Origin of the sequence: Acetomicrobium flavidum (assembly GCF_900129645.1) — a bacterium.
Taxonomy (GTDB): domain Bacteria; phylum Synergistota; class Synergistia; order Synergistales; family Acetomicrobiaceae; genus Acetomicrobium; species Acetomicrobium flavidum.
In genome coordinates this window covers 1,156,636-1,174,339 of sequence record NZ_FSQZ01000001.1, presented here as the reverse complement: position 1 = coordinate 1,174,339, position 17,704 = coordinate 1,156,636, and the positions used below count along the sequence as shown (strand labels likewise).

Annotated in this window: 18 protein-coding genes; all 18 read right to left on the bottom strand. The window is 48.7% G+C overall.

The window, feature by feature from the left end; translation table 11 throughout:
• Positions 1 to 64: 64 nt before the first annotated feature.
• Positions 65 to 1,888: a secretin N-terminal domain-containing protein gene (locus BUQ78_RS06040; protein ID WP_074199599.1), complete on the bottom strand. Its 1,824-nt coding sequence runs from the start codon at positions 1,886 to 1,888 to the stop codon at positions 65 to 67.
• Positions 1,855 to 2,460 carry a hypothetical protein gene (locus tag BUQ78_RS06035; protein WP_074199598.1) on the bottom strand — a complete coding sequence of 202 codons (606 nt, stop codon included), beginning with the start codon at positions 2,458 to 2,460 and terminating at the stop codon, positions 1,855 to 1,857. The genes BUQ78_RS06040 and BUQ78_RS06035 overlap by 34 nt, the downstream gene beginning before the upstream one ends.
• 6 nt (positions 2,461 to 2,466) lie before the next feature.
• Positions 2,467 to 2,976: a hypothetical protein gene (locus BUQ78_RS06030; protein ID WP_074199597.1), complete on the bottom strand. Its 510-nt coding sequence runs from the start codon at positions 2,974 to 2,976 to the stop codon at positions 2,467 to 2,469.
• Entirely contained in the window at positions 2,960 to 3,571 is a 612-nt protein-coding gene (locus tag BUQ78_RS06025) for a PilN domain-containing protein (protein ID WP_318259538.1), read from the bottom strand. The genes BUQ78_RS06030 and BUQ78_RS06025 overlap by 17 nt, the downstream gene beginning before the upstream one ends.
• A 5-nt stretch (positions 3,572 to 3,576) precedes the next feature.
• The gene (locus BUQ78_RS10140) at positions 3,577 to 3,957 is read right to left on the bottom strand and encodes a hypothetical protein (RefSeq protein WP_318259536.1); all 381 of its coding nucleotides are present in this window, start codon (positions 3,955 to 3,957) and stop codon (positions 3,577 to 3,579) included.
• A 197-nt stretch (positions 3,958 to 4,154) separates the two neighbouring features.
• The gene (locus BUQ78_RS06015; RefSeq protein ID WP_074199594.1) at positions 4,155 to 5,114 is read right to left on the bottom strand and encodes a PilW family protein; all 960 of its coding nucleotides are present in this window, start codon (positions 5,112 to 5,114) and stop codon (positions 4,155 to 4,157) included.
• Positions 5,092 to 5,448: a type IV pilus modification PilV family protein gene (locus BUQ78_RS06010; protein ID WP_074199593.1), complete on the bottom strand. Its 357-nt coding sequence runs from the start codon at positions 5,446 to 5,448 to the stop codon at positions 5,092 to 5,094. The genes BUQ78_RS06015 and BUQ78_RS06010 overlap by 23 nt, the downstream gene beginning before the upstream one ends.
• A 15-nt stretch (positions 5,449 to 5,463) precedes the next feature.
• Positions 5,464 to 5,979: a type II secretion system protein gene (locus BUQ78_RS06005; protein WP_074199592.1), complete on the bottom strand. Its 516-nt coding sequence runs from the start codon at positions 5,977 to 5,979 to the stop codon at positions 5,464 to 5,466.
• Between the two features lie 149 nt (positions 5,980 to 6,128).
• A complete protein-coding gene (locus BUQ78_RS06000) occupies positions 6,129 to 7,349 on the bottom strand; it encodes a type II secretion system F family protein (protein WP_074199591.1) in 1,221 nt (406 codons plus the stop codon).
• Between the two features lie 14 nt (positions 7,350 to 7,363).
• Complete coding sequence (locus BUQ78_RS05995) at positions 7,364 to 8,440, bottom strand: type IV pilus twitching motility protein PilT (RefSeq protein ID WP_074199590.1); 1,077 nt, start codon at positions 8,438 to 8,440, stop codon at positions 7,364 to 7,366.
• Positions 8,441 to 8,453: 13 nt separating this feature from the next.
• Positions 8,454 to 10,151, bottom strand: a complete 1,698-nt coding sequence (locus BUQ78_RS05990) for a GspE/PulE family protein (RefSeq protein ID WP_074199589.1) — start codon at positions 10,149 to 10,151, stop codon at positions 8,454 to 8,456.
• Positions 10,152 to 10,520: 369 nt separating this feature from the next.
• Entirely contained in the window at positions 10,521 to 12,278 is a 1,758-nt protein-coding gene (locus BUQ78_RS05985; protein WP_074199588.1) for an NfrA family protein, read from the bottom strand.
• A gap of 19 nt (positions 12,279 to 12,297) precedes the next feature.
• Positions 12,298 to 12,945: a cyclic di-GMP-binding domain-containing protein, MshE-related gene (locus BUQ78_RS05980; RefSeq protein ID WP_143228343.1), complete on the bottom strand. Its 648-nt coding sequence runs from the start codon at positions 12,943 to 12,945 to the stop codon at positions 12,298 to 12,300.
• Between the two features lie 32 nt (positions 12,946 to 12,977).
• Positions 12,978 to 14,147, bottom strand: a complete 1,170-nt coding sequence (locus tag BUQ78_RS05975) for a glycosyltransferase family 2 protein (protein WP_074199586.1) — start codon at positions 14,145 to 14,147, stop codon at positions 12,978 to 12,980.
• Between the two features lie 310 nt (positions 14,148 to 14,457).
• Positions 14,458 to 15,180 carry an ABC transporter ATP-binding protein gene (locus tag BUQ78_RS05970; RefSeq protein WP_074199585.1) on the bottom strand — a complete coding sequence of 241 codons (723 nt, stop codon included), beginning with the start codon at positions 15,178 to 15,180 and terminating at the stop codon, positions 14,458 to 14,460.
• A 2-nt stretch (positions 15,181 to 15,182) separates the two neighbouring features.
• On the bottom strand, positions 15,183 to 15,944 hold the full coding sequence (locus tag BUQ78_RS05965; protein WP_074199584.1) for an ABC transporter ATP-binding protein: 762 nt from the start codon (positions 15,942 to 15,944) through the stop codon (positions 15,183 to 15,185).
• A gap of 5 nt (positions 15,945 to 15,949) precedes the next feature.
• Positions 15,950 to 16,783, bottom strand: a complete 834-nt coding sequence (locus tag BUQ78_RS05960) for a branched-chain amino acid ABC transporter permease (protein ID WP_074199583.1) — start codon at positions 16,781 to 16,783, stop codon at positions 15,950 to 15,952.
• A gap of 13 nt (positions 16,784 to 16,796) precedes the next feature.
• Positions 16,797 to 17,678, bottom strand: coding sequence for a branched-chain amino acid ABC transporter permease (locus BUQ78_RS05955; RefSeq protein ID WP_074199582.1), 882 nt, complete (start codon positions 17,676 to 17,678; stop codon positions 16,797 to 16,799).
• Positions 17,679 to 17,704 lie beyond the last annotated feature (26 nt).

Sequence of the window (17,704 nt, the reverse complement as noted above, 5' to 3'; positions counted from 1 at the left end):
AAAGGCCCCCTGCCTATCGGCAAAGGGCCTCTTGCAAACAACCTGCTTCATCAAGGGAGCAACGTCACTTCTTTGTGACACCCGGGCTCAAGCTTCCAAGCTCGCTCATCTCTATGGCGGTATCCGGAACGTCAAGGATGTATGGCACCACGACAGTGACGACCTCAGATTCCTCGTCGCGCTTCGTGCGGGTCTTAAATATCTCCCCCAGCAGAGGAATATCGGACAGTACAGGAACTCTGGAAACCGTGTCGGTCTTTTTCTTGTCGAAAAGGCCGCCAATCACGAAGGGCTCGCCATTTTTCACCCTGACCATGGTGGTGACGTCGCGGGAGCTCGTGACGGGGACTTCCTCTCCCATGCCTCCCGACCTCCACTCCACCACTTCGCCGGTCGAGATGGTTACGTTTATGGTGACCGTGTTGTCCCTGCCCACGACGGGAGTAAAATCGAGCTTAGGACCAACTCGCTCCTCGTTGTATATCGGGTTACCAGCATCGTCGCGTTCGGATATGTATTTGACGTTGGTGGTCAACGCGATCGAGGCCTTCTGCCCGTCCACGGTAACGACCGAAGGGCTTGCCAAAATATCTGCCTTGTTGGATTCGACCAGGTTTCTTATGCCAACATCCAAAAGCCTGAGCGTGCCGTTGGTTATGTCAACGAGGCCTACGTCCTGAGGCGAGGTCGGCCTGTCGTCGTCGGGATCGAACTTGTCGGGTTCGCTCGCATTGGCATAGCCTATGGAGCCGCCGCCCGCCCCGTAGGAAAACCACCAGTGCTTGTAGACGGCATCGATGATGCTTTCAAGCTCCTTCCTGCCTGTGTCCCTCACTTCAATAAGGCGAGCCTGAAGCATGACCTGACGTCCGGGATGGTCTATCCTTTGAAGCAAATATTCGGCATCCCGCAAGTTGTCCGGCCTTCCCGTCACGTACACGGTCCTGAGCCTCTCGTCAACTGTAACGTTAGTGGCCCCGACCATGCTTTGAAGGATCGTTGGGACTTGCTTAGGATCGGCATAGGCGATCTTAAAGGACCTCGTCTGCTCCATCCCCAGCGACTTGCCAAGGCTTTCGGGGGTACCAAAGATCACAGTGTTTCCCATGACGGCGTAATTCAAGTTGTTCATCCGCATGACGTAGGACAGGACCTCGCGAAGCGGAGCGTCCTTTACGCTCAGCGTGACGGTGTTTGGCGGCACGGACGGATCTATTATCACGTTCAATTTCATGAACTTCGCAAGCAGCCTCAAGAGGTCCTTAAGCTCCGTATCCCTAAGCTCAAGCGTCACCGGCGACGTGATGGACATGGGATCCTTCGGGCCTGTCTGGAGCGCCAAGGGAAAGGGATTTTCCTCTTTCTTGGGAAGCTCGCTCACTTCCTGGCCGGGAACCCTAAGCTGCAACCTGTAAAGAGGCGCAGGAGGCGTGCCCGTCATCTCCTTCACCTCGAGAAGCTGGGTGGTAAAAAGCCGCAGCTCAAGCCCGCCTTCCACGTTGACCACTTCAACCCCGTTTAAAAGGGGAAATGCGTAGCTTCTCGTCCACCTCTCGGCCGGTATGGAAGCTCCCTCGAAGAAAAATACCATGTGGCCCGAGTCGGAAGTCGTTATCTTCGGAGCGGGCAAATTGACCCCCTTTATCTCGATCAAAAGCAAATTCGACCCTGCCTGATGGATCACGATTCCTCCAAATACAGCCGCATTTTCGGCAAGCTTCCCGTTTTTATCGTCGGCTGCAGTCGTGCTCGAGGACGTTTGGGCAAAGGCCTGCCCTGACATGAAGCTAGCGACAGCAAAACAGAAAAGCATGGCAGCGACTATCAGAGCAATTTTTTTCATCATCATAACGCCTATAACCCCAATTCCATGCTCGTTCCTGCCCATAATACCACCACCTTCGTCTGGGTAATGCTCACTACCCTGCCCCGTCCGTCTCCGAACCTGTAACCCGGCGAGACTATAAGGCCGTCGCCCTCGCCCTCGATGTTCATCAGCGCCATCGGCCTTTTATCCAATATCATGATGGCGCGAACTTCCATGTGGGGAGGCAAATACACTTGCTCCACCGCCAAAGAAGGAGCCTTATCCCTTTGCGCAGCCTCCTTTACCACCGCCTCTTGCACTACCGGCATCGGAGGCTCGCTAAAGGCATGCCTGGTCAGTGTTGAAGCTAAATCAGCCATACCCAAGTTTATTGATCGTATATCTGCAATTTCCTCAAAACCCTTAACAAGATCTACATGCTTTTGATCCAGCTCAATCGCTGATTTGGCAATCGGTATCTCGATAAAGGTCAAGCGAGAAGGCCAGACAATTTGTTTGTAGAGATATATTGACCATCCAATTCCTGCGACGAAGCAAATGGCCAAAAGGATGCGCAAAAAGCGCATGCCCTCGCCCCCATAAAGAAGCTCTTGCCACAAAGAATAGAGACCATCTTTCCAGGCTCCTCTCACAACCTTTCACTTCCTATGTATAATGGTTTCTATCAATATATCTGCCCTTACGCAATCCTTGTCTTTTTCAGTTATTTCCAAAGAAGAAAGACGCATGATCATCTTGCTATTCCGCATTCGGGAAATAGCATCTAGTAACTCGTAGCAATCACCCTCGCATGTCACTCTAACTGCCGTCACGTAATCAGCGCAAGACCGACTAATGGGATTTATTGCTATAATCTTTAGGCTGCTGCTTGCCATAATCCCCTCTAATGCGGCGAAAAAAGCAACATTGTCTGTCGGAAAAGAAAACTGGAACGTTCCTACTTTTTGAACAACATCTTTATAGGCAATAAGCAAAGCATACTTTCGCGATATAGCCTCTCTTAAGGTTGCCTTTTCTTTAGATAGACTTGCTATGGCCGCCTTTTTTATTATGATGTTTGAACATAAAGCATATTGAAACCATAAAAAACTTCCAATTAAAAGGCAAAAGACGAAAATGATGAGCGTTTTTTTAGTGCTTATCTTCATCGCCTTCAGCTCCCTTGACAGGATCCTGAATTGAAACAAGGTCTTCTAAAATGCAAGAAAAGTTGAACTTTACTGTAGTATGCCCTTGAACTTCTAAGTTCCTCTCTTCCCCCTTTGAAGTCACCAAGGGACTTATAGATCTAACTACATTTACATTAAGAAGCTTTAAAGCAAAGGCAGCTATATCGTTTTCGGCAAAGGCATAACCATTTACGTCAGCTCTTCCCGAAACAACTTTCAAACCTGTAAGCCATACATTATCTGGCAATGCAGCCACAAGAGCAGTAAGAAATTCAATGGAAAGGATATCTTCTTTCAGCAGAGTCAGAGCGTTCTCATAAAGGTCCAACTGTGCGTCAACTTCCGCTAGATAGCTATCCAACTTCTTATTCTCGAGGATCAGCTTTTTTGTATCGGCTTCAAGGATTTGCCTTTCCGTTGCAAGTCTCTTCATAATAAAAAAGTCATAGATGATTACAAAACACGATACGACCACAAATACAACAATTAACGTCAAAGCAATAACCCTTGAAAGGTCAATCTTCTTTCCTTCGACCACCTTGATTTCGTTCGGCCTTAGATCGACATTTACCATCACGACTACTCCCTTATTGTAAATGCCTGTTCAATGGTGCAAGTTCTTTCTTTATATGTAGCGGTACATCGTATAAGATAAATCCCTACATTGTTTTTAGTAATATATTTGTCCATCCATTTTTTGTCCTCACTCTCGAAGACATCATCACCTTCCTCGACCTGCGGGCGAATACGCGGGGGAAATCCCTTTTCATAGGCCAAGTCCAAAGCGGGCTCGTAGGCCAGGTCGTAAACTACCACACATTTCTTGATCCCGTATTCGGTCGTGATGTTAAGAATTCCTCTATCCGTTGATCCAACCTTGGCTATAAGCGCTTCGTAAACATGAGCAGCGTCGTCAGGTTTATCGTTTGACGAAAGCAATCCGTCACCATTTTTGTCCACCCAGCGAGGAAATCTTCCTGACTTCACGTTTGAATTAACCCATCCTTTCCCTTCCTCAATGCCGTTCACTGCGGCATTATAAAGAAGATTGCCCATCATCATCTGGTTAGCGCTTAAATAATAGTTTCCAACAATATAAAAACACGCTGCCACTAAAACGCTTGTTAAAGAGAATGCTATCAAAACCAGAGGTAAAACTACTGCCTTTCTTCGAGCCAGTTTCTAACCCTCCAGGAGGCAGCCATAGCAATCAATCTATAATGCCTATCCTCATCAGTTATAGTGTCATTAATAGGCCAACCGCTGACATCGCCCTGTGTGATCTGCCTCGAAAATCTATGATTTCCTCTGATTAACAAATAAACCGACAATATCTTGCTATACTCATCAAAAGAAAAAAGCACTTGAGATATGCTGTCTGCTATGGGTTGTGCAGAACCACGCGTTACATCCTGGAGGCAAAAACTTGGAGATGCCCCGCCGGGGAAATCAACATAGGCACACAAAGCCCGGACATATTGAAGCTCCGAGAAAAGTGGTATCAAATCTCTACGGGACGCCATAACGGTTAAGCTTTTATTAACATTATTTATGGCCTTAATGAGATAGGGTGTCTCGCAACCTGAAAATGTAACCCAGCAGTCAGTGCCTATCAAAGTGGTTGCTGCCCTCAATTGATCACCTGGACATGGTGAGGACAATTTAAGGGAAACCTCTTGTCCCGCCTCAACATCGCGTTCGGTCAATATTCCGATGCTCGAATCTAAAGAGTAAACGATGCCCATTTTTTTGAAATATTTTGTCTCCTTCCCATCAACTGCTTCACATAAAAAGACAGGCTTGTTCCAGCCTACAACGACCTTTTGCAGGGCGCCTTTAACCAAATCCATCGAACCAACTTTAAATGTTGAGATAAAGACATCAGGAGTATTTGGCATGAACAAACCTGCACGAAGCACAGGTAGCTCCAATTGAGATAAAATCATTTCTCCGCGTTGACGAGCCGTTACAAGGTCTGTTACCTGATCTAGCTGTTTGAGAAAGAGCGAAACAAGCTCCGCTACAGAGATGCCAACAATAGACGCAATGACGATAGACGCAAGTACTTCAACTAGCACAAAACCCTTGCGCAATCTAAGTTGAGATGTTGTCTGCACCAGTACTCACCTGTCTTATGATCTCAAGCTTGCTATGCCCATCGTCCCAGGTAATAGTAAGCTTGACTTCCCTAAGTCCATGTAGTGGATTTCCAATAGTCCAGGTCATGTTATAGCAATCCACTATTTGAGATCCGCCGAATAACTCGGTTGACCTTTCTGCCTCAAGCTCATCTAACTTTTGCAAGGCAAGCAACATGGCTCGTTCCCTAGCGGCCGAAGTTGTATAAAGCTTATTTATTGCTGCAGACATGGCTGTCATTGGTATCAGCGCGACAAGGATAAAGATCATCGCCACCAAAGCTTCTATCAGCGAAAAACCGCGCCGTGTCATATCAATTCACAATAGCTATTGGACAATTACATAGATCACTTTGTTGCTATCATCCCCACCTTTGAAGGTAGCAAGCGACTGAGCGTTATTGGTCTCAACTTTTTCAAATAGACCCACAGATTCCGCTTGCTCAGCTAACTTCTTTATCACGCCCTCTCTTACGCCAGATAAGTTATATCCTAATAACCAAACATCCCTATCATTGAGCGTAATTGTTTCAAATTTATAATTATCGTTAGTAGATATCGGTTTATCAAGATATCTATCGAGATAGGTATGAGCTTCACTCTTCCAAGTATTGACGTTAGCTCCATTTGGATCATCAACGACCCACATCATAGCTGCCACCTTTGCATTTTTAAGATCACTCGCTATTCTCGTTGCTTCGGCAATATCTCTGCTTCCTCCAGCTACTAGAGCCATCCCACTAGCTAATATTCCAATGATTATCATGACAACCAAAATTTCAACAAGAGTAAAACCTTCTTTTGATCTGCTTTTTTTAAACTTTCTTATGACATTGCTGTTCAATTAAATCATCCTTTCTCAAGAAAATATTAAATATTGTTATACAATAATATAATAATCATTTATATACTGAATAGATTGATATTATATTATATATGTTGTAAATAATATTATATGTCTTAAAATATTTTTTATATAGGATATATTATCAACTAAAAACCATTTAGTAAACCCTGAATTGAACCAATTATGGGCATGAATACGGCAAACACAACCAAGGCCACCACTCCGCCTACAGAGACTATAAGCAGGGGTTCAAGTATAGACGTAAGCCATTTAATCTTTTCATCAAGCTCAAACTCAAACCAATCAGCCACCTTATCCACCATTATCTCAAGCCTGCCCGTCTGCTCGCCTATGGCCATCATGTAGGTGGGTAGTGGGGGTATAATTGCTATCTTTTTTGCCGCTTCACCAAGAGAAACACCTCTTTTTGCCTGGTCGGCCAGTTGTGCAAAGGCATCTTCGACGAGGACACTTCCCGAAACACCTCCCGTCATTTCTAAGGCCGAAAGAATAGGAACACCTGCTTGGACAAGGGCAGCAAATGTCCTAAACGTCCTGACTAGTACTGTCTTTTTCCATATATCACCGAAAAGGGGTAGCCCTAGCCTTAAAGCATCGAGCCTTGCCTTAGTCTCTTTTCTTCTCGAAAGGATGTATATTCCCAAAACCAAAAACAAAACTATAAATAGAGGCAAATACCAGTAACAGCTCAACCATATGGAAAAACCCAAAATAACCTTGGAGGGCAAGGGGAGCTGGACGTTTAAGTTCGCAAGGACACTGGCGAACTTCGGCATTATCACCGTGACTAACAACAATACGACGAAAAGGGCAAAGCACATAACCACAGCCGGATAGATCGAGGCAGACAGGATCTTTTTCCTCAGCTCATCCTGGCGTTCTAGGAAGGTTGCAAGCCTGTCTAAGCTTGACTCTAATATCCCCCCCTCCTCCCCGGCCCTAGCTATAGCAATCATGAGATTTGAAAATTCCTTTCTTGTGGCCATAGCAACGTGTAGGGATGCGCCCTTGTCGACCATTATCTTTATATCCCTTATGGCTTGGGATAAGCGATAGTTTTGAGTCTGTTTTGCTATCATGTCCAAGGCGCTGCCCAAGGTAATGCCTGCCTGAAGCATAGTGGCCAACTGTCGAAAAAATATGGCCTTATCCTTCAGCCTTACAGGTGGCATGATTTGCAGGCTATCCCTTAGAATCTTACCCCTTGATGTCCTAATCTTCACGATTTCTATGGGATAAAATGATCTTTCTTTCAACCACTGAATAACTTCAACTTCGGAACAGGCTTCAAGATTTCCCCTAATTATCTTTCCTTCTTTACTCCTTGCTCTGTAGCTGTAAGCCATATCGCTTGACCTTTCTATAAATAAAGCATCCTGTTAAATTCCTTCCGCTCCAAGGCGTAAGAAGCAGCAAGATCTTTGGGCAGTTTGCCCTCTTTTACCAAACGGATTAGGTCCTGGTCCATGGTGTGCATGCCCTGGTCCAGCCCTGTTTGTATGATGTTTTTTATGCCATGGATCTTCCTTTCCCTTATGCAATTGCACACTGCCGGTACAGCCCACATCAACTCCGTCGCCACTATTCTGCCGCCTTCCAAAAGTGGAATGAGTTGTTGTGAACAGACTCCTATCAAGATGTTAGCCAGCTGCAGCTTAACCTGGTCCTGCTGATAAGCCGGGAAAATGTCCAAAATCCTGTCAATGCTTTGGGAACTATCGGGGGTATGAAGCGTGCTCAATACCAGATGTCCTGTTTCGGCTGCCGTTATGGCGGCCCTTGTCGTATCCAGGTCTCTCATCTCCCCTATCATTATGACATCCGGGTCCTGACGCAAGGTCCTTTTTAGTGCTTCTGCAAAGCTTGCAGCGTCCACTTCTATTTCCCTCTGATGTATCAGTGATTTCACCGAGGTAAACATATATTCGATTGGGTCTTCTATGGTTACTATATGGCAGTTCCTTGTTAAATTTATCTCCTGTATTATGGCCGCAAGGCTGGTAGATTTACCGTGTCCCGATGGGCCCGTGACGAGGAAAAGACCTCGGCGTTTTTTCGCCACTTCCTGAATTTGAGATGGAAGGAGGAGATTTTTTATGAGGCGAATCTCTTGTGGGATGAGCCTTAAGACAATAGCAATATTGCCTCTCTCAAAGAAACAATTTCCCCTAAAGCGAATGGTTTCTCCATTGCCTAAAGGAAAATTAAAGCTGAAATCGAGTTCCTTTTCGCTGTAAAAACGCTTAAACTGAAGATCAGAGATCAGCCTGGATAATATCATCTTGACATCCTCAACCGACAACGGAGGATGATCGATGCGACGTAGCTGTTCGTCTACACGAAATATAGGAGGAACATTTACGGATATATGAATATCGCTCGCATTTCTCCTTGAGGCTTCTGAGAACAGGTCTTGGATTTCAAACCGTAGTGACATTATAATACCTCTGTCATCTCAATGTTATCGACAGTACTTCATGAGGGCTAGTTATTCCCTGTATTACCTTTCTTGTGCCTGAAGCGCGCAATGTGGTTATGCCTTCTTCTATGGCAATCATGCCGAGCTCATCTGAAGAAGTGTTCTTCATTACGGCATGCTTCAGCCTTTCTGACATTTTCATTATCTCAAAGATCGCCGTCCTTCCCCTGTAGCCCGTGCCGCGGCATTCATCACAGCCCACGGGCTTGTAGACGGTCGTGAAGCCGTCAAGACCCAGGCTTTCGGCCACGTCCTGCGGCAGCTCGTAGGGCGCCTTGCAGCGGGGGCATAGCTTTCTGACCAGCCTCTGCGCCATCACGGCGACCACGGAAGAGGACACGAGGAAGGGGGGAATTCCCATGTCTACCATCCTTATGATGGAGCTTGGGGCGTCGTTGGTGTGAAGCGTCGACAGCACCAAGTGTCCCGTGAGGGCCGCCCTCACTGCTAATTGGGCCGTCTCGGTATCACGCATTTCACCTACCAATATTATGTCTGGATCCTGACGTAAAATGGACCTTAAGACAGTATCGTAGGTAAGGCCCGCCTTTTCGTTTATCTGCACCTGGTTGACCCCCGCAATGGTGTACTCGACGGGGTCCTCCACCGTCGTGATGTTCACGTCGTAGGAGTTAAGGGTCTGCAGTATTGAATAAAGGGTGGTCGACTTTCCGCTCCCCGTCGGCCCCGTTACCAATATGATGCCGTAAGGTGCCCCTATGATCTTGTCCAGGACCACTCTCTCCTCGGGATCCAGCCCGAGCTTTTCCAGGCCCACCATGGCCGTGGCCTGATCGAGCAAGCGCATGACCAGCTTTTCGCCGTAAATGGCGGGAAGGCTCGAGACCCTTATGTCGATGCGCCTGCCCGCTGCGCGAAGGAACATTCTCCCGTCTTGAGGATGGCGCTTCTCAGCAATGTCCATGCCAGACATTATTTTTATGCGCGACGAAACAGAGGCGTGAAGATGTCTGGGAAAGGTTAGCATATCAAATAAAACTCCATCTACCCTATATCTGACCCGTGTCTCAGCTTCGAAGGGTTCCATGTGGACATCGGATGCGCCTGCTTCGACAGCCTGCCCCAATACGGTGTTAACAAGCTTTACCACGGGAGCATCGTCGATAGAACCTGCTTCTTGATCCTTCGACAGATCGAACTCCGTTTTTACTTCTTCGACGACCTCGATCAAAGCTTGCTCGACGCTAGACTTGACGCTGTAAAAACAATCTATCGCACGTTTGATATCGGAAAGGGTGGCTATCATTATGTCAACATCCATTCCTGTTGTCATCCTTATCTCATCAAGAGCCAATATATTGAAAGGATCTGAAACAGCCAAGACTATCCTGCGAGAATTTTCGTCAATATAGAGAGGAACTAATTCAAGCCTCCTTGCCATATTTTCGGGAATGGCATCAACTGCCTCTTTCATAGGATGAAACATGGATAGAGAGACAAAGGGCAAGTCCGTCTGTTTTGAGATGGCCTCGATCAAATTTTTCTCCGTAATCCATCCATTTTTGACGAGAATTTCGCCAAGGCGGAGATTAGTAACACTTTGCTCCTTAAGGGCCATTTCAAGTTGTTCTGCATGAATACAATCTTGCTCGATCAATATTTGGCCTAATTGGAGTTTTTTATGCCATAGTGTACTTTCGTGAGTCATTATAAGTACAAAATCCCCTTTCGAGGTTTAGATGCAAAATATATACCAAATATTTGGCATCGTGGCAAGTAATTTATGGCTCTATTTCAATTCCTGCAGGGGAATTTTAGGGGAAGAAGCCAATATCATATATTTTGTGTAATATCAATATATAATATCGTCTTATAGCTTGTAAAAAGCAATAACTAGCAATAGAAAAGATTATATCAAATATGATGAAGCTACCATAATCCAGTGAAATAGTTCTGGCCTCAGAAAAATTATCTACATCTATGAAAATGAAATTAGGAGGTATGATAATGATTAAGTACAATATATTTTTAAAGAGATTTTATTTTAAGGAAGGATTTATGATAAAATTTTAAACCATCAAAAGGCATTGGTTATCCTGATGGATAGGCCTTCAGCCCTATCCGCATCGCTTAGCTTGAAACGGTATTGAAAGATGATGTCGAGGTACGAACGTGGCGCATGATAATCGTCTTCCCTGTACCATATCCTCCACATCAAGCCCGGGCCAATGCTCAAGGCCCATTCCTCATCGGATGAATCGATGCCCTCGAAGGCAATAGGATCGCTGTCGTAATCGCCGCGGAAAAAGAGGTGAGGCGTAAAGACGGCCTTTCCCCTTTCCCCTCCCAAACGCGTGCTTCTGCCAGCCCTACACTCTACCACCCCAAAGGTCCGCCCTTCATCCAACAGGTGGGCTACCTCGCCGTAATAAAAAAGATAATCCCAACTGGGATCCGTCACGTTCAAATCGGACCCTTTGTCCCATGAATAGCCCATGCGGACCTGCCAGTCGTTAGGCTCGTCCTGCTTCCAGTGCCTTTCCAAGGCGATGTTCAAGTTTGCGTCGCCCATAGGCTTGTACCTGATGCCCAGAACGTACATCCCCGTATCCCAACCTTCATTGTCGTTTTCGGCGCTCAAGGTCAACCCGTAAGACACATACATGGACAACTGCCTGCCATTGTCGTTTATCATCTGATAGTAGATCTCCTGCCACATCTGTTGAGTTTCGCCTCCGGAGACGGTCCTGCCCAAAATATAGCCGGGGTATCCGTTCTCCTGGTAAAAATAAGATGTGTACATGCCCCATCGTCGTTCCAAGTTGGAGTTCTCGCGCCGAAGGGAGTAAATCCAGCCCTTCGATTCCTCGTCATTTTCGCCGCGGTTTCTGTACGCTTTGATGCTCCTCGTAAAATAATGCATGCTCTTTCTGTTGTTGCCTGCGCCTTTGAAGGCGTAGGCGGCATCGGCCAAGGCTTCGGGAGACGCCCCGCAGTTATCGGACAAGGCCTCGTCGAAGAGCTTTGCAGCCATGTCGTCCTCGTCAAGGTCTACAAAGAGGTAGGCAAGCGAAAGCAGCCTGTACTGGGTAGCCGACCGGGGGTACAGGGACATGGCCTCCGACATCAGCTTCGCCGCGGCCTCAAGGTTGCCCTGAGCTTTTTCGTGTTCTCCAAGCGCCCATAGCACTTCCGCCCTCTGCGAATCCGATTGGGCCATGCTGGACAACCTGTCCATATAACTTCTTAACCCGCTGCCCGACACTGTGTTTGAGACGAGCCGTGCGACGCCGTAAAACACCTTCGGGTCGTCATGATTGGCCATATATTTTAACGCCTTACCGGCATCGTTAAGCTCGATGGAGAGGTTAACCAGGCTCAAGCGCACGTTTTCTCGAGCATCCTCGGAAAGGTCGTCAAACTCGAGGGCCCTTTCAAAATCCTCAAACGCCCCTTGCGGATCGCCCAGTTCAAGCGACAAATAGCCCCGCGTCGAATGGGTATAGCCGTTACGCAGGCCTCCCAAAATTGCCCTGGTGACCTGCTCTCTTGCCTCCAGGGGCTTTCCCTCTTTCCTCAGTATTTCCGCATAAAGCATTCTGAGGGAGTGGTTTTTGGGATCTTTCTTCAAAAGCTCTTCGGCAAGGCCCTTTGCTTCCTCTGTCCTGCCCGCTTCGTAAAGGTCATAGGCAGAAGGCGTGGAGGCATGTGCATGCGTAAAGATGTCGGGCAATAAAAAAAACAACGCAAAGGCAAAAACGGCAAGCAACCTCAGCATATCCTTGCCGTGAATGCAGATACATGGTGCAATAAGATGTCTTTCTGCCCTTCTCATGAATGGTATCATCCCTATATTAGTTTTGATTGCTCATTTCCATGTGAGCAAGATCACCCAGTATATTGAGCATATCGCTTTCCTTCATCAGGCAAAACTTTAGTGGCCCCGTCCAGTGCTTCTTTATTTCGTTCAGGCATTCCTGCGCAACAGCCCTGGTGACGGCAACCCGAAGCGTCCCATCCTTCTCGATCGAGGCCGGAAAGACGAGATAATCGGCGCATAACTTCTTGGGCAATACATCTGCTATCGCTGCCACATTGATCTCATGGGGGGATACCAACGGCAACCCCAACTGTTCGGAGAGCGCCTTAAAAAGGGTATCCTCGTCGATCAGCCTGTGCTTCATCAATATTTCTCCCAATAACTTGTTGCTTTCCCTTTGCTCATGCAATGCAGCCCGTAAGTCCTCTTCCCGCAAGGACTTCCACTGCAATAGGATATCGCCCAATTGTCTTCTGTAGGTGACGAGCTGTTCCTCGGTCGGGTAGACGTGCTGCGTTTTATCCCACACCAGGGGCTTACCCGATAAAAGATGCTCGCCGAAGAGCTTCAATGCCCTCAATGTAGCGCAAAAATTTATAAAGTTGACCACAAAAATTCGTGGTATGCTTAAAAGCGATTGCTTCCAACCGTAAAGCAAGAAGACAAACAATGCGCGGTGCAATAATCTGTTTGCCAGGAAAAATATGTTAAAGATCAATAATGTTCTAGGGATAGCATAGTTATATGAAGGCAAAAATTAAGCCTAAGACCAACAAACAAAAGCATGTAATTGATAAACAATATATTGGCCAGGAAATTAACGAAAGAGGTAAATAAGCCCTTACGGTCCCTGTACAGAAAGAACTTATCGAATATATCTCCACGCCAGCCGAACGTCTTGGCTCCCTGCAATGCAATGCCCAGTATCCAGCGACTTTTCTGCCTGACGGCCGTCCAAAAGGTGTCAGGGAAATACTCAGATACGGATACGAAAAGCTTCCTTGTCCTCCTTATGCCCTTCTTGCCCCGGACAGCGATTGGGAAATATAAGATAATGCCACCCATTCCCGCCTCCGCCAACGTCAATCCGACTGCGTAATCTTCTGTCAGAGAATCAGTGGGGAAAGGACTGCCTCCGTTTTTCTGTTTCAGAAAAGATATGGCGCGCCGGCTAAAACAGGTACCCACCCCAGCGCTTGGTATGGTCTTGGTCAGTCTTTCTCTGACTAAAAGGTCCTTCAAGTGCCACTCGCTGAATTCGTCCATGTAAGTGCACGCCACGAAATCCTTCCATGAGCGCTCCAGCGCCGTGACCGGAATTTGTATCATGTCCTTTCGAGGGAGCAGATAGTTGAAGAGCTTCAGCTCCAGGGGGTGGACTATGTCCTCGCTATCGTGCAAGACATATCCCGAAAAGCTTATTCCGTGCTGCACTTCATAGGAATGTATCTCACGGACGACGAAGTTAAGACAGTCCGCTTTGTTGGTAGGTCCCGGGTGAGCCACCGTGGCTTTGACGACCTTCTGACATTTTTCCGATATAAGATCAACTTCGCGCGAAGTCTCCGGGTCGTTTACATAGGTGCCGCAAAAAATGACGTAGCGATCGTAATCCAGATGTTTGACCGTCGTCTCAAGCATCTTGCCGATCACTCCGGCTTCCTGCCACGCCGGGACCATGATGGCAATCCACTGCTCTTCTTTTTTGTATAGATCCTCAACGGTCAGACGGGGATATTTGGTATATACAAAAAGCCTTCGGTAGATTTGCCTCGTCCAATAGAAGATGTCCACCAAGAGGTCTTCTATGCCCCAGATGAATATGAGATACAGGCATAAAATAAAGGCAGCATGAAGGATCCCGTAATAAAAACTTACAACCATAACTTCCGCCACACTCTCTTTCGCATTCAAGCTTCATAAAACAAAGGCCCCATTGCAGCGCTTGATTTAAAATCAGCGCCTCGATGGGGCCGGTCGCGCTACTCTCTCACCCTTCGCTCTTGCGCCCGTTTAGGTAGATGCAAAGGGATCATCGTTTCCCCATATAATCGCCCATAGTTTCGTGTTAGGTGATATTAACACTATGTATACTTATTTGCAATGGGCAAAATTAAAAAAATTCTAAATAAATAATCCTTCATTTAGCATAAAGTATCAACACATATCGGACAACGCGTGGTTCCTACGTCCGCTATTTCTTGAGCTTGCCCAGGTAGGCGGCCGTTACGTCGGGGTTTACCAGCAGGTCCTGAGAGCGGCCCTGAAGCACGATTCGACCCGTCTGCAGGACGTATCCCCTGTTGGAAAGCATGAGGGCCTGCCTGGCGTTCTGCTCGACCAAGAGTATGGTCACTCCCTCCCCGTTGATGCGCTTTAACTCCTTGAATATATCCCTTATCAGGATGGGGGCAAGGCCCAGGGAGGGCTCATCCAAGAGAAGCAAACGGGGGCGCGACATCAAGGCCCTCCCGATGGCGAGCATCTGCTGCTCTCCGCCGGAAAGGGTGCCCGCGTACTGGTCCTTTCTTTCCTGAAGCCTTGGGAAAAGGCCGTACACCCATTCTAGGTCTTCTTCAATTTGACGCATGTCCTTCCGCGGAAAGGCCCCTATCATCAAGTTTTCCTGGACGGTGAGGGGGCTGAATATCCGCCTGCCCTCCGGCACCAGCGATACGCCTTGGGCCACGACCTGATAGCTCCTTTTGGCAAGGGGCTTGCCGTCGAAGATCGCCTCTCCTGATTCCCGGCGCACCACTCCCATGATGGCGTTAAGCAGGGTCGATTTGCCTGCTCCGTTGGCGCCAATGACGCATACTATCTCGCCCCTGTAGACTTCCATCGAGACGCCGTGAAGCGCCCTGATGGCCCCGTATGTGACGGAAAGGTTTTGAACGGACAAAAGGGGTTCGGCCATGTCTATACCTCCTCCCCCAGGTAAGCGGCAAGCACTTCCGGGTGGCTCTGTATCTCGGCGGGGCTTCCCTCGGCGATCTTCGCCCCGAAGTTCATGCACACTATCCTCGGGCATATCTCCATGACGAGCTCCATGTGATGTTCTATCACTATGATGGTTATCCCAAGCTCCTCGGAGATGCGCCGTATCAGGGCGTTGAGCTCGTCAACCTCCTCGGGGTTCATGCCCGCCGCAGGCTCGTCCAAGAGCAAAAGCTCCGGCTCCAGGGCTAGGGCTCGAGCTATCTCGAGCTTTCTCTGGTGGCCATATGGAAGGGTGCCTGCAGCCTGGTGGGCCCTGTCGGCTATGCCTACCAGTTTCAAAAGCTCCATGGCCCGTTCCATGGCCCTTTGCTCGCAGTGCCTCCATCTGCCGAGGTGGGTCAAGGCTTCAAGGAAGGAGTAGGATTCCTTTCTGCATGCCGTCATGACGTTTTCAACGCTTGAGGCCCTGGGAAAAAGGCGCAGGTTCTGGAAGGTGCGGGCAATCCCTTTGGGGATTATCTCGTGGGGCTTCATCTGTGATATGTCTTCCCCCTTGAAGGCTATCCTTCCCCCGTCCAGGGGATAAAGGCCCGTGATCAGGTTGAATACGGTGGTCTTTCCGGCCCCGTTTGGCCCTATCAACCCAAGGGTCTCGCCCTTTTCAATCGAAAAAGACAGGCGATCGACGGCCTTAACGCCTCCAAAGAACTTGCTTACGTCTGAAAGTTCAAGCAAAGCCACCGACGTCACCTCTTTCTCCGCAGGTTCCACAGCTCTTTGGATCCCATGATGCCCTCGGGCCTCAACACCATGATGGCCACGAGCACCCCGCCGTAGATGAGCATACGGTACTGCGATATGGGACGAAAGAGCTCGGTGACGAGCGTAATGATGACGGAAGCCAAAAGCGTTCCGCTCAAGGAGCCCAAACCTCCAAAGACAACCATGGACGTAAGCTCCGTCGACTTCATCATGTCAAACATCACGGGCTGAATGAAGGACATAAATCCGGCAAGAAGCGCCCCGGCAACTCCGCAGTAAAACCCGGAAACAGCCAGGCTCAAGACCCTATAGCGGGCCGTGTTGTACCCCAGAAGGGAGGCGGCCAGGTAATCGTCGCGACAGGCCTTGAAGGCCCTGCCGTAACGGCTGTTTATCAGGTGTACCATGACGATGGCCATCACCAAAAAGAAGGCCACCGCCACAGGCAGGGTGGTGAAGCCCTCAATGCCGGGGTAACCTCTGGCACCGCGAGTCACCGACTGCCAGTTTTCCAGGATAAGCCTGATGGACTCAACCAGGCCAATGGAGGCTATGGCGTAGTAGTCGCCCATCAGCTTCAAGGTCGGTATGCCTATGAGGTAGGCCACGACCATGGCAAGAAGCCCCCCCGCAAGTATCGCCAAAAACCAGTGGACGCCGTGTTCGACGGTCAGTATGCCGGCCGTGTAGGCACCGAGGGCCATGTAGGCGGCATGTCCAAGGCTAAATATGCCCGTAAAGCCCGTGAGCAGCGATACGCCCATGACCGCTATGGAGTTTATGCACAGAAGGATGATTATTCCGCCAATGTAGCCCATACATCCATCCTCCTCAGACCTTTTCCGTGGGCTTTTTGCCGAAAAGCCCGGTAGGCTTTACCAGAAGCGTTATCACCAAAAGGGAGAAGACGACCAGGTCTCGAAGCTGGCTTGATATGAACCCTGCCGTCAGCATCTCGGCAAGCCCGAGAATCAGGCTTCCGACGACCGCCCCGGGAAGGGACCCAAGGCCCCCCACCACGGCTGCCACGAAGGCCTTTATGGTGATGCCGCCGAGCTGCGGATAGAGGGTGTAGCGTACGGACAAAAATATGCCGCCCACCGCCGCCAGCACTCCCGCCACGAAAAACACGATGGATATGAGCATATTCACGTTTATCCCCATGAGGCCTGCCGTTTTGAGGTCAAAGGCCGCTGCCCTTATGGCAAGCCCCCATTTGCTCTTTACTATGAAAAGCTGAAGCCCCGTCAAGAATACGAAGGCCACGACCAAGGAAAGCAGATCGAAGGCGCTGGTGGTGGTTAGCCCAAAGAGGTGCACGGGGTTGGTGGGTATGACGGGCGGAAGGGCCCTGAAGCGCCCGCCCGCGACTATGACGAATATGTTTTCAATCACTATGCTCATGCCAAGCGACGCTATGAGAAGATAGAGGGTAATATTGGTGCGCTCCCGTATGGGCTTGTAGGCTATCCGTTCGGTCAGGACGGCCGCTATGCCTGCGCCAAGCAAAGAAAGGCCGCCTGCCACCCAGATGTTGTTTCCCAGAGCCGTCAAGGTGTAATAGCATATGTAGCCGCCGATGACCAAAAAACCGCCGTGGGCAAAGTTGGAAAAAAGGAGTATGGAGTATACTAATGAGTACCCCACGGCTATCAGTGCATATACGGAACCCAGAGATATCCCGTTAATGAGCTGTTGGGCCAGCGTTCCCAAAGGCCTTCACCTCGTCTCAGTCTTTT

Bases quoted from the DNA above. Each gene is read 5' to 3' on its own strand.
- BUQ78_RS06040 (WP_074199599.1), bottom strand. From the start codon at position 1,888: ATGGGCAGGAACGAGCATGGAATTGGGGTTATAGGCGTTATGATGATG.
- BUQ78_RS06030 (WP_074199597.1), bottom strand. From the start codon at position 2,976: ATGAAGATAAGCACTAAAAAAACGCTCATCATTTTCGTCTTTTGCCTT.
- BUQ78_RS06025 (WP_318259538.1), bottom strand. From the start codon at position 3,571: ATGGTAAATGTCGATCTAAGGCCGAACGAAATCAAGGTGGTCGAAGGA.
- BUQ78_RS06010 (WP_074199593.1), bottom strand. From the start codon at position 5,448: ATGACACGGCGCGGTTTTTCGCTGATAGAAGCTTTGGTGGCGATGATC.
- BUQ78_RS06000 (WP_074199591.1), bottom strand. From the start codon at position 7,349: ATGGCTTACAGCTACAGAGCAAGGAGTAAAGAAGGAAAGATAATTAGG.
- BUQ78_RS05995 (WP_074199590.1), bottom strand. From the start codon at position 8,440: ATGTCACTACGGTTTGAAATCCAAGACCTGTTCTCAGAAGCCTCAAGG.
- BUQ78_RS05990 (WP_074199589.1), bottom strand. From the start codon at position 10,151: ATGACTCACGAAAGTACACTATGGCATAAAAAACTCCAATTAGGCCAA.
- BUQ78_RS05985 (WP_074199588.1), bottom strand. From the start codon at position 12,278: ATGAGAAGGGCAGAAAGACATCTTATTGCACCATGTATCTGCATTCAC.
- BUQ78_RS05975 (WP_074199586.1), bottom strand. From the start codon at position 14,147: ATGGTTGTAAGTTTTTATTACGGGATCCTTCATGCTGCCTTTATTTTA.
- BUQ78_RS05970 (WP_074199585.1), bottom strand. From the start codon at position 15,180: ATGGCCGAACCCCTTTTGTCCGTTCAAAACCTTTCCGTCACATACGGG.
- BUQ78_RS05960 (WP_074199583.1), bottom strand. From the start codon at position 16,783: ATGGGCTACATTGGCGGAATAATCATCCTTCTGTGCATAAACTCCATA.